This window comes from Micromonospora sp. NBC_00821 (assembly GCF_036347035.1).
Lineage (GTDB): Bacteria > Actinomycetota > Actinomycetes > Mycobacteriales > Micromonosporaceae > Micromonospora > Micromonospora hortensis.
The window spans coordinates 4,975,012-4,986,088 of sequence record NZ_CP108880.1 but is presented as its reverse complement, the minus strand read 5'-3'; the positions used below and the strand labels follow the sequence as shown (position 1 = coordinate 4,986,088).

At 70.0% G+C, this 11,077-nt stretch carries 10 protein-coding genes; 5 read left to right on the top strand and 5 right to left on the bottom strand.

Annotated features, from left to right (window positions below):
• Positions 1–44: 44 nt before the first annotated feature.
• Positions 45–845, bottom strand: coding sequence for a helix-turn-helix transcriptional regulator (locus tag OHB44_RS22675; RefSeq protein ID WP_330438177.1), 801 nt, complete (start codon positions 843–845; stop codon positions 45–47).
• A gap of 92 nt (positions 846–937) precedes the next feature.
• Here OHB44_RS22675 and OHB44_RS22670 point away from each other — a divergent pair, with 92 nt between their 5' ends.
• Both OHB44_RS22670 and OHB44_RS22665 read left to right on the top strand, forming a co-directional pair.
• Complete coding sequence (locus tag OHB44_RS22670) at positions 938–1,405, top strand: VOC family protein (RefSeq protein ID WP_330438176.1); 468 nt, start codon at positions 938–940, stop codon at positions 1,403–1,405.
• A 111-nt stretch (positions 1,406–1,516) separates the two neighbouring features.
• Positions 1,517–4,213 (top strand): AAA family ATPase, encoded by a 2,697-nt coding sequence (locus tag OHB44_RS22665; RefSeq protein WP_330438175.1) that lies wholly within the window; start codon positions 1,517–1,519, stop codon positions 4,211–4,213.
• Positions 4,214–4,276: 63 nt separating this feature from the next.
• On the opposite strand, the gene OHB44_RS22660 is transcribed toward OHB44_RS22665, so the two are convergent.
• The 4 genes from OHB44_RS22660 to OHB44_RS22645 form a co-directional block, all read right to left on the bottom strand.
• A complete protein-coding gene (locus OHB44_RS22660) occupies positions 4,277–4,924 on the bottom strand; it encodes an SRPBCC family protein (RefSeq protein ID WP_238684303.1) in 648 nt (215 codons plus the stop codon).
• Positions 4,921–5,406, bottom strand: a complete 486-nt coding sequence (locus OHB44_RS22655) for an SRPBCC family protein (RefSeq protein WP_238684302.1) — start codon at positions 5,404–5,406, stop codon at positions 4,921–4,923. The genes OHB44_RS22660 and OHB44_RS22655 overlap by 4 nt, the downstream gene beginning before the upstream one ends.
• Positions 5,407–5,742: 336 nt before the next feature.
• Positions 5,743–6,699: a hypothetical protein gene (locus tag OHB44_RS22650; RefSeq protein ID WP_330438174.1), complete on the bottom strand. Its 957-nt coding sequence runs from the start codon at positions 6,697–6,699 to the stop codon at positions 5,743–5,745.
• Complete coding sequence (locus OHB44_RS22645; protein ID WP_238684300.1) at positions 6,696–7,052, bottom strand: PadR family transcriptional regulator; 357 nt, start codon at positions 7,050–7,052, stop codon at positions 6,696–6,698. The genes OHB44_RS22650 and OHB44_RS22645 overlap by 4 nt, the downstream gene beginning before the upstream one ends.
• Before the next feature lie 902 nt (positions 7,053–7,954).
• Between OHB44_RS22645 and OHB44_RS22640 the strand changes: the two genes are divergently transcribed.
• The 3 genes from OHB44_RS22640 (at position 7,955) to OHB44_RS22630 (ending at position 10,986) form a co-directional block, all read left to right on the top strand.
• Positions 7,955–8,530 (top strand): carboxymuconolactone decarboxylase family protein, encoded by a 576-nt coding sequence (locus OHB44_RS22640; RefSeq protein ID WP_238684397.1) that lies wholly within the window; start codon positions 7,955–7,957, stop codon positions 8,528–8,530.
• Between the two features lie 92 nt (positions 8,531–8,622).
• Positions 8,623–9,786, top strand: coding sequence for a M20/M25/M40 family metallo-hydrolase (locus OHB44_RS22635; protein WP_330438173.1), 1,164 nt, complete (start codon positions 8,623–8,625; stop codon positions 9,784–9,786).
• 48 nt (positions 9,787–9,834) lie between these two features.
• Positions 9,835–10,986, top strand: coding sequence for a carboxylate-amine ligase (locus OHB44_RS22630; protein ID WP_238684298.1), 1,152 nt, complete (start codon positions 9,835–9,837; stop codon positions 10,984–10,986).
• Positions 10,987–11,077 lie beyond the last annotated feature (91 nt).

The following is an 11,077-nucleotide window of genomic DNA, read 5'->3' as shown; positions in this document are numbered from 1 at the left end:
TGGGCGGCCTCGACGTCCCCTGGCCCAGACCGGGTCCGGCGTCGTCAACCCAGTCGATCCAGCTTTTCGCGAGCGGCAGTGTCGGGCCGAGGCGTGAGGACCACGAGGCGCAGGTCGGTGTTCTGGGTGGTCAAAACGTTGGCGTCCAGCGGGATGGCCCCCACGTCCGGATGTACGGCGGTCTTGTGCGCGCTCTCGTGATTGGCCACCGCGCGGAGGGCCCAGAGGCGGCAGAACCTGTCGTTCCCGGCCATCCGCGAGATCAGTGCCGCCACGTCGGGATCATTCGGATAGCGGGCGCTGGTGGCGCGCAGGTCGGCCACCAACGACTGCTCGAAGTAGGCGCGCTCGGTGTCGGTCTGGCGGACTCGGGGATTTCGGGATTCGAACTGGACGATCAAGGCGTTACGGTCGTCGGCGATGGCGCCCGCCGGGTCGCCGAAGACGGCCGCGAACAGTCGGTTCCAGTGCAGCAGCCGCCACACGGCGTCGTAGACGGCCGCCGGGGTGTCGCCGAGGTGGTCGATGACGCGGTGCAGGCTGCTGGGGATCAGGTGGGGTATCCGGTCCGGGGCCGCGGCGAAGCCGGCAAGGCGCATCAGGTGCGCCTCCTCGTCGTCGGACAGTCGTAACGCGCGGGCCAGGGAGCTGCACACCTGCGCCGACGGTGTGGCCGCCCGGCCCTGTTCGAGGCGTGCCACGTATTCGGGGGAGATGCCGGCCAGTGCTGCCAGCTCGCCGCGCCGTAGCCCGGCGACGCGGCGAGGTGATGCGTCCGTTAAACCGGCCGCGGCCGGATCCATGCGATCCCGCCAGGCCCGCAGCGCGGCGCCGAGGTCATTCATGAACCCATGATCCGCCATCGCTGGGTAGTACCAGCGGTACGCGGAAGATCTGTGTCTTCCACAGTGGTGGGTCGCCCCTCAGGATGGGGATCATGAGCAAAGTGACCAGGATGCACCACATCGGAGTGCCGGTCAGCGATTTGGCACGGTCGGTGAGGTGGTACGAGGACGTCCTCGGCATCACGCCGAACGGAGTGACGATCTCGGCGACGAACCCGGCGATCGGTGCGGTTGTCGAGGTGGAGAACGCGTCGATGCGGGCATCGTTCGCGCTGGCCGGCGACAACGTCCTTCTGGAACTCATCCAGTACGACAGCCCGCAGCCGAGGCCCTTCGCCGGGCGCAACTCTGACGTTGGGGTGATGCACCTCTGTTTCGAGGTCGACGACCTCGACACGGCGCACCGCGACCTGGTGCGGCGGGGCGTGCACGTCAACGCCGATCCGGTCGTGCTCCAGGACGGCGATGGCGTCGAAGCGGGGGCGCTGGCCGGCACGAAGATCCTCTACCTGCGTGACCCCGACGGCATTCAGCTGGAACTGTTCGAGTTGCCCTCGTAGGGGCGTCGACTCCGGACCCGGCGGCCGTCCCGGTCGGTGCGCTGCTGTGGTTACCATCGGTGGGGCCGATCAACCGGAGGGCACCATTCGTCCGGCGACACGCAGAAGCTGATGACAGATACCAGGTCGGGATTGTTCGTCGCTCGCGAGACGGAGTTGGGCGAGTTTGCCTCGGTGACGGCAGCCGCGGCGCGGGGCCGTGGCGGGGCGATGCTCGTCCTCGGTGACGCGGGGATCGGCAAGTCGACGCTCATCAATGCGACCGCTTCGCGGCTCGACGGATGGCAGGTGCTGCGGGCCGGTGGTGTCGAGTTCGAGAGCGAGCTGCCCTACTCGGCCCTGCACCAGTTGTGCGCGCCCGTGCTCGACCACCGCGCTGGGCTCCCCGTACCGCAGCGGAGCGCGCTCGACGCGGTGTTCGGGCTGCAGGCCGGGGTCACGCCGACCCCCATGCTCGTCGGGCTGGCCGTCCTGGGCCTGCTGAGTGCCGCAGGTCGGCGCAGGCCGGTGTTCTGCGCGGTCGACGACGTGCAGTGGATCGACGCCGGCTCGCGGCAGGTACTGGCCTTCGTCGCGGCACGGGTGGCGGTGGAGCGGGTCGCCATGGTGTTCGCTGCCCGCGACGCCGCCTCGGTGTCGGAGCTCGGTCGCCTACCCGCCCTCACACTCACCGGGCTCTCCGATTCGGAGGCCCTCACCCTGCTGCGGTATCGGGCACCCTTCGGCCACGAGGCACCGATCGTGCAACGGATCCTCGCCGAAGCGGCCGGCAACCCTCTCGCCCTGGTGGAGTTCGCCCGCGACGCCGGACCGTTCGGGCTACCCGGGGACGCCGGGCACCGCGCCGTGGAGCACCGGTTCGTGAGTCGGTTCCTGCGGCTGCCGGCACCCACGCGCTCGGTTCTGGCGCTCGCCGCGGCGGAGCCGACGGGTGACCTCGTTCTGCTGCGGCGTGCGATGGCGATCCAGGGGCTGGACGCCGTGGACCTGACCGCGGCCGAGGACAGCGGCCTGTTGGTGACCGGGGCCCGGGTGCACTTCCGGCATCCGTTGGCGCGTTCCGCGGTGTACCTGTCGACCGGCGTCGGGGCGCGACGGCAGGCACACGCGGCGCTCGCCGCCGGTACCGACGTCGACGTCGATCCCGACCGTCGCGCCTGGCACCAGGCGAACGCGATCACCGGACCGGATGAGGAGACCGCGGCCGAGCTGGAGCGTTCGGCCGGGCGGGCACAACGCCGCGGCGGGTTCGCGGCAGTGGCCGCGTTCCTCGAGCGCGCGGCCCGACTGACACCCGACCGGTCGCGGCAGGCCCGCCGGTTGTTGGCCGCGGCCCGGGCGCGGTTGGGTTCGGGCGCACCTTCTGCCGCCCGGGAGTTGGTGGACGAGGCCGAGCGTCTCCACCCGGACCCCGTCGACCGCCGCGCCGCACGACTGCTACGCGCGACGATCGACTATCACGTGGCACGCACCATCCCGGCGACGATCGCGCTCATCGAGGCGGCCGACGGCGTGGGGCCCGACGAGGTCCGCGAGACCTACCTGGAGGCGTTCGCATCGCTCATGTTCAGCGTCGACGAGCCGGGGAGGTTGCGGCGGCTCGCCCTGCACATCGGGGAACGGGTGCCCCAGCGTCAGCCACCACGCCCGGTCGACCTGCTGCTGCAGGCGTTGGTCGAGCAGAACCTCCGCCCGGTGGACGAGGCGATGCCCCTGATGCGCCGCACGGTCGACGCCTTCCGGGACCACGCCCGCACGCCCGACGCGGATCCGTGGTGGATGGAACGCGCCTGCGTGCTGAGCGTCGACCTCGGTGACAGCGACGCCATGGAGGAGATCGCCGACCGTCAGGTCGAACTCGCCCGGGTGCAGGGCGCCTACGCGATCCTTCCCCATGCGTTGCGCTTCCAGGCGACAGCCCGGACGATCGTGGGCCGCTTCGCCGACGCGCAGGTCTGCATCATCGAGGCGCGTGCGGTCGACGAGGCCGCCGGGACGTCCAACCTCGTCGGGTCCGACCTGATGCTTGCCGCCTGGAGCGGGGACGTCGACCGGTTCCGCGAGATCCGGGAGAAGCTGCGCGGCTGGGTGGGGGTGAATTTCACCGCGCTGCACTACGCCGAAGGCGTGCTGTGCAACGGCAGCGGCGACCATGGGGCCGCGCTCGACGCGTTGCTGCTCGTGCGGGACCAGCACCGGCGCGGCGCGTACGCCGCCTCCGTCTTCCACCACGAGATGGTCGAAGCCGCCGCGTACGTCGGACGTCCCGAAGAAGCCAAGGAATCGGCTAAATGGATCGGGGATGTCGCACGGGTCAACCCGAACGCGTGGACGACCGGTGCGCATCTGCTGGCGAGTGCGCTGCTCGACCCGGGGCTCGGCGCGCAGGACCACTACCGTGCCGCCATCAGCCGGTTCGCCGGGAGCAGGATGCGAGTCCACTACGCGCGTGCCCGACTGCTCTACGGGCAGTGGCTGCGACGGGTCGGCCGTCGCGCCGAGGCGCGGGTGGAGCTGCGCGCCGCGCACGAACTGCTCTCCACCATCGGCGCGCGCGGGTTCGCCGGCCGCGCCGCCCGCGAACTGGATGCCATCGGCGAGCCGACCCTGGCCGACGACGTCGATCCGCTCGCGGGGCTGACCGCACGGGAACTACTCGTCGCCCGCAAGGTCGCCTCCGGCGCAGGCACCAAGGAGGTCGCCGCGTTGCTGTTCGTCAGCCCGCGAACGATCGACGCCCACCTGCGCAACCTCTACCGCAAGCTGGGCATCACCTCACGCCGGCAGCTACGAGAACTCCTCCGCTGACGGGCCGGGCCGGGCCGGCCGATGAAGGGGCCCCGCCGGTACGAGACCGACGGGGCCGCTGGGTCACGTCAGCGCTGGGCGCTGGGCCCGGTCACACTCCCGTTCGGCACGCGTCTTCAGCTCCGTCAGCCATGTTTCCAGGCCCGCCCCGAGAGCCACGGTGGAGAAATCGACGTCCTGCTCGACCTGGTCACCGCGCCACGTCTCCTCGGTACGCACGAGAACCCGGCCGTCAACCTCGGTGAACGTCCAGACGTGAACCCCCTCGTCGATGCGCAGCCCTGCACCGACCGCCGGGCCGTCCCACCGAAGGCACCTCTGGTGCTGTAGCTGCCGGACGGTGGAGGTGACGACGAGGGTCGTGGCGGGATTCAGCGCGGTCTCGATGACCGGTGTCGTCCATCGGAATGACGAACCCGGACGCAGTGGGCCACGATCGAGCCGCTTGCTGGACAAAACGGGCTTTTGCCACGACGGCCAGCGTTCCACGTCGGTCTGCAACTTCCAGACGGTCCGTAGCGGAGCGTCGATCGTCGTCTCCGTCCGATAGCGAATCTTCGCCGTGGTGTCGACAGTCCGTCCCGCGCATCGCACCGTCGCCTGGTCGGCACCGACATCGCGCCTGACCTCCGCCCGAGCCGGCGCACCTGCGGTGCCCACGAGGCCGGCCACGACCACTGCCGTCGCGACGGCAAATGCTCGATTCTTCACGAGGGGGTCACCGCCTCGGCGGTGGCCTTGAGTCGTTCCAGCCACCTGGCGAGGGTGGTGTCGAGGCCCTCCTGGAACGGCGCGGGGTCGGCATCGACAGGCGGGCCGGCGAAGGACTCCTCGGTCGACACCTCCACACCGTCGCCGGCCGGAGTGAGAGCCCAGACGTGGACGCCGAGGACGCCGTCCGGTCCGTCACCGTATCCCCGCCACACGAGGCGTTCCTGCGGCCGTACCTGAACGATCGTCGACTCAATCTCCATGCCGGCGGCCGACCAGCGGAACACGGAGCCCGGGGCGAGCGGACCGGGTGTTTCCACGCGTGCGTACGGGATCTCTGGCAGCCAGGTCCTCCATGCGTCGATGTCGGTGAGGATCCGCCACACGGCGTCCGCCGACGCGGTCACCGTGACGCTGTGGCGGCTGACCACCGGTGCCGACACGTCAATGCCGGCCTCGTCGGTGTCAGTAGTGTTCTCCATCGTGAAGCCTCTCTGCGGTCACTGACCATCGGATCGCCGGGCATGAGAGCGAGCCGCTAGATCCACACCCGGCAGAAGCGATCGTGCCAAGACGCAAACTGCTGCACATCGGCAAGAACTACCTAGTTCGCGGTACGTGTGCCGGCCACGGTGAAGATCCTTACCTCCGTGCCTGCTACCGGCCTCAGCCCGGGAGCAGGGCCGGTCCGGGCCGGTGCGGGTCACCGGTTGCCGTCCGGTCCCAGCGCGCCGCGCCGCACCCGCGGCACAGCACGTAGGCCGGCGGCGGCATAGTCGTGACTGGGAACGCCTCGTACTGATCGCGCGACCACACCGTCATAGGGTGACTTGCCGGCGGGCGGCCATTCTGCTGACCGTGACGTTGATTGCGAAAATTCCGACCACGGCTTCGAGGAGCAAATTTCGCGGGTTCCAGTCCCAACCGTAGAGCGTCCAATTTGTCGGCTGATAGGCCAGCATAGGCAGCATCAGCGCCAGAAGGACCACGCTGGCCGCTATCGATACCCGCACATCAAGCGCCGCACCCACGAGGGCCGCCACCAGCCCGGCGGCCATGATGACCGGTAGGGTCAAACCGTCTGCCCAGCCATTGAGCGGATTGGGCGTGACGAACGCTATTGTCATCGTGGCGGCAAGAAGCCAGGCCCATGGTCGCGTGGCCCGTGGTGGGCGCGCTCGAAGCAGTGGCGCCATTGTTACCACGACTAACAAGCATAGCCACGTAGAAACTTGCATGATCAGGTAGAGGCCTGTCCGGAGCCCCAAAGCAGTGTCGAACCTTGCCAATGGCTCCACCGCGTACCTCAGGTCATTCGCCGCGGAATGCCAGATCTCCCAGCCGAAGGCGACAACGGTTATGGGGAGTGCGAGGCGGTAGCGAGCCCACACCGCGGCGACCAGCGCGAGAAGCAGCAATGCGGGCGTGACCGAGCTTCGCTCATAGAGAAAGCTGGCAGAATTACCCGGCAACAGCAGCCATAAGCGCCACGTGAGCGGCAGGGCTGTCAGGGCAACGCCGCACACGAGCAGGGACAGTGCGGTCGATCGCAGGGCGGAGTATCGCAAGGTGTCCCGGGAGCGGAGCTGGTCTACGCCGGAGCGGACCCGCAGACCTCCCACCAGGAGTGCGAGGGACTCCCGAAGCCTCGGGTGCCTTCGGTCCGTCTCGCCCGCGACCAGCAGCGTTTCCAGCATCTCGTCGGCGCGGTACTGCCGGTAGGCCCGAGGGTACGCGCGCAGCAGCCACCGGTAGCGGCGCTCCAGGCCGGTCATGCCGGCGCCGTCCGAACCGTCGCGGCCGTCGACCGTACGGAGCGGTCTCGAACGACCCGGGCCGCAGCGATCAGCCGCGCCGCCTCCTCGTGCAGTGCGGACAACCCACGCTCGGTCAGCTCGTACGTGCGACGGGCGCGACCGTTGACCACCGTCTCCTCGGCCACCCGCACTATCTCCTCAGCGTTGAGCCGGTCCAGCGCGGCGTACAGCGTGCCGGTCGTCAACCGCACTCGCCCGTCGGACAACTCCTGCGCGCGCTTGACGATGGCGTAGCCGTGCAACGGCTCGTCCTGCAACGCGGCGAGGATGAAATACGTGGGTTCGCGCATCGGCGCGGGGGGTTTAGTCACATCATCAACATAAGCAGATGGTCGACCTATCCGTCAAGCGCGAGGCTTCCGCTTCGCGGGCGCCCGACCAGCGGGCTACTTGTCTCATTGACCTGCGACCGTGGCCTGGCCAGGCTTCGGTCGAGGCGTCCGGGCTGTCGCTCTCTTTGCGGCCGCCCACGCTGGCGCAGACGGCACGGCCTCGCTGTCACGCACGGCCTGTGGCTTCCGCTCGCTGTCCCCCGCCCGGGCAGTCCTCAGGCGGAGCGTAGGCACGGATGGTGCCGTTGTGCCGCGGGACCTTCCCGTCGGTGGTGAGGGCCACGAGACGTTTACAGACAGGGCATTGGCCTCGCTGTGGCCCCGAGCGTTGAGTCACCGTGCCTCCTCCGGATTGGCCGTGGCAGGTCTTCGGCTCAACCGCCGAGCCATGACCGCCATCGTGCCGTATCGAGGCCAGGCAACCTCGAAGGCTTCGCTACGGAGGGTGACTCCGGTGACGCTGCTCGCGCGCCCGCTCGGCGGCAGATCCGGAGACGAACGTGACCGGTAGACGGTTTGTTGCTACCGACGCGTCCACTCGGCCTGTCGAATTGCGAAGCCACGTCGGCTCACGCCTTGACCGCCGCGGTGTACGCACGGCTCGTTGCTGCCGTAATCGGCCCGATACGTCTGCTCCTGGCGGACATCCGACGGGCGTGGGGGTGTCCCCGCACCGCGCCACTGCCAGTGTCGACAGTGGAGGGTAGGGGATCGCGCGATCGTCATTGGAACAGAGCACGATTGAAGAAGCACGCCCGGCGGACGGAATGAGATCGTGGCGGCGCGACGCGGCGGCGGCGCCATCCGAGGTGCCGGCAGTCGTCTTCGGCACGAGCGCTGCCCGACCGCTCCACGACTCACGGCTGAGAGGCATGACGACCATGGCGCACATTGATCTGGGGATCGACGAGAAGCAGTTTCCCGGCATATCCGGTCCGATGCGGTACCGCCCGGAGACAGCGAAGCCGCTCAACGAGCTGGCCGAGGTGCTGCTACGTGCCCCTCACTCGCTCCCGGCCGGCGAGCGCGAGCTGATCGCGGCGTACGTCTCCGGGCGCAACGAGTGCACCTTCTGCTGCGCGTCGCACTCGGCGTTCGCCGCGGCACAGCTCGATGAGGGCATGACGCTCGTCGACCAGGTGCGCGCCGACCTCGACAGCGCCCCGATCTCGGCCAAACTGCGGGCGCTGCTGCGCATCGCCGGCGCGGTACAGATCAGCGGCCGCCACGTCACCACGGAGCTGGTCGCCACCGCCCGCGCGGAGGGCGCCAGCGACCTGGAGATCCACGACACCGTCCTGATCGCCGCCGCGTTCTGCATGTTCAACCGATACGTCGACGGGCTCGGCACCTTCGCGCCCGAGGGGCAGGACGCCTACGCCGAGTCCACACGTCGCATCGTCGAGTTCGGCTACGGGTCGGCCATCCCGCAGTCGGCAGGTGAACCGGCTGCCTGAGCACAAACAAGGGTGACCACACCCCGACCCCCCTGCGATGGTCGACGGACACGCCTGGCCAGGCCCGTCACCCGTGAGGTTGGAGGGGATCGATGGACCATCCACGCCGTCTGCTCGACGCCGCGACGCAGCTCAAAGCAGACATGGTCGACCGGCTGGGCACGCTCGTCGCGTCCGAGTCGGCACCGGGCTCGCTGCTCCATCTCGAGTCCTGTGCCGACCTGCTCACCCGATGGGGTGAGGAAGCTCTCGGCCGGCCCGCCCGGCGGGTCGTGATCGACGGCCTGCCGCACCTGCTGTGGCCGGCCGCCAGCCAGCGGGTGCTGCTCCTCGGCCACTTCGACACGGTCTTCCCGGTTGGCACGATCCGGTCCCGGCCCTTCACCGTCCGCAACGACGTCGCGACCGGGCCCGGCGTGTGCGACATGAAGGGCGGCATCGTGCAGATGTTCACGGCACTGCGCCTGGTCGCGGACACCTCGACGGTCGGCGTGCTGCTCACCTGCGACGAGGAGTCCGGGTCCGTCACGTCACGGCCACTGATCGAGCGTGAGGCACGGCGCTCGGGTGCGGTTCTCGTCTGCGAGGCGGCCACTCCGGACGGGCACGTGAAGGTGGCCAGGAAGGGCGGCTCGGTGTACCGCCTCACTGTCCGGGGTCGCGCCGCCCACGCAGGCGTCGAACCACGACGCGGGGTCAACGCCACGGTCGAGGTCGCCCACCAGGTCCTCACGCTGGGTACGCTCGGCGCGGCGGACAGCGGTGGCACCTCGGTCACGCCGACCCTGCTCTCCGCGGGCACCACGACGAACACGGTGCCCGAACGCGCCAGCCTGGCCGTCGACGTCCGGGCCTGGACCAGGGACGAACTCGAACGCGTGGACCACGCCATCCGCGGGCTGGTGCCGTTCCTGCCCGAAGCCACGCTGGCCGTGCAGGGTGGGATCAACCGCTACCCGATGTCGCCCGAGCTGGCGCGGCCGCTCCTGGAGCTGGCCCAGTCGACCGCCCGCCAGCTTGGCATTCCGGACCTCGTTGGTGCGCACGCCGCCGGCGCGTCCGACGGCAACTTCACCGCCGCGCTGGGCGTGCCGACCCTCGACGGCCTGGGCGCGGTCGGAGGCGGAGCACACGCCGCCGACGAGTACGTCTGTGTCGACCGGATGCCGGAGCGCACTGCGCTTTTGGCCGGACTCGTCGACGCATTGTCCATAATGGAGCGCTTCGGACCTCAACCCATCGACCACATCCCATAGTCTGGCTCAGCGCCGGCGAACGACCGGCAGCGAGGGGTCGGCGTCGGCATGACTACGGGACAGCGCTCGGGATCGTCCATTCCCCTGCTCGGGGTCGAGGAGGAGTTCCTCGTCGTCGACGTCGACCGGGGTGAGGTCGTGCCGGCGGCGGCCACGGTCGTCGACCGCGCGCGTCCGGCCCTCGGCGCCCGGGTGGGTGGCGAGATCACCAAGCTTCAGGTCGAGACCCGTACCGACCCGTGCCGGAGCGTGGACGCACTGAGCGCGCAGCTCGTCGAAGGTCGAGCCGCCGTCCAGGCCGCAGCCTTGTCGGCGGGTCTGCGGGTGATCGCGAGCGGCTCGCCGGTGCTCGGCCGTGCCGTGCCGCCGCCCATCACCGAAGGGCCCCGCCAGGATCGCGGCACCGCCACCTTCCGTGGGCTGCACGACGAGCTGGCGATCTGCGCCGTCCACGTCCACGTGGAGGAGCCCGACCGGGACCGCGCCGTGCTGATCGGCAACCACCTGCGCCAGCACCTGCCGGTGTTTCTCGCCCTCACCGCCAACTCGCCCTACTGGTCCGAGCGCGACACCGGATACGCGAGTTGGCGCAGCGTCACATGGGGGCGGTGGCCGGTCGCCGGCGCGCCTCCGTTGCTGAGGTCCGCGCAGCAGTACGACGACCACGTGGACATGCTGCTCGAGGTGGGCGCACTGGTCGACCGGGGCACCATCTTCTGGGATCTCCGCCTGTCGACGAACCACCCGACCCTCGAGGTGCGGGTGGCCGACGTGCCCGTCACCGCCGCCGAGTCCGCGGCACTGGCCGCCCTGGTACGGGCGCTGGCGGTCGTCGCCGGTGACGCCGTCGACCGGGGCGACGAGGGACCGGAACTTGTCCCCGAGCTGATGCGGCTCGCGTACTGGCGCGCCGCCCGCGACGGGATGGGCGGGCACGGCGTCGACGTCGTCACCGGCCGGCTGCTGCCCGCCGCGGCGCTCGCCGGACGGCTGGTCGAGCTCGCCCGGCCGGCGCTGCACGAGGCGGGCGACTGCGAGCGGGTCGAGGACTGGCTGGCACACCTCGCCACGAACGGCGACGGAGCGACCCGCCAGCGGGCCGCCGCGGCACTGCGCGGCAGCCTGACCGACGTGGTCGACGAGATCGCCAACCGGACCGCCCCGAACGTGCCTTTTCGTCAAGACAGCACGAAGGCGTAACACCTGACCGCCGGCCTCGGAAATGCTGGGGGAACCGGACGCCGCGGCCGGCTGGCCCTGCCACGGCAACCGGCACACCTGATCAGTGGAG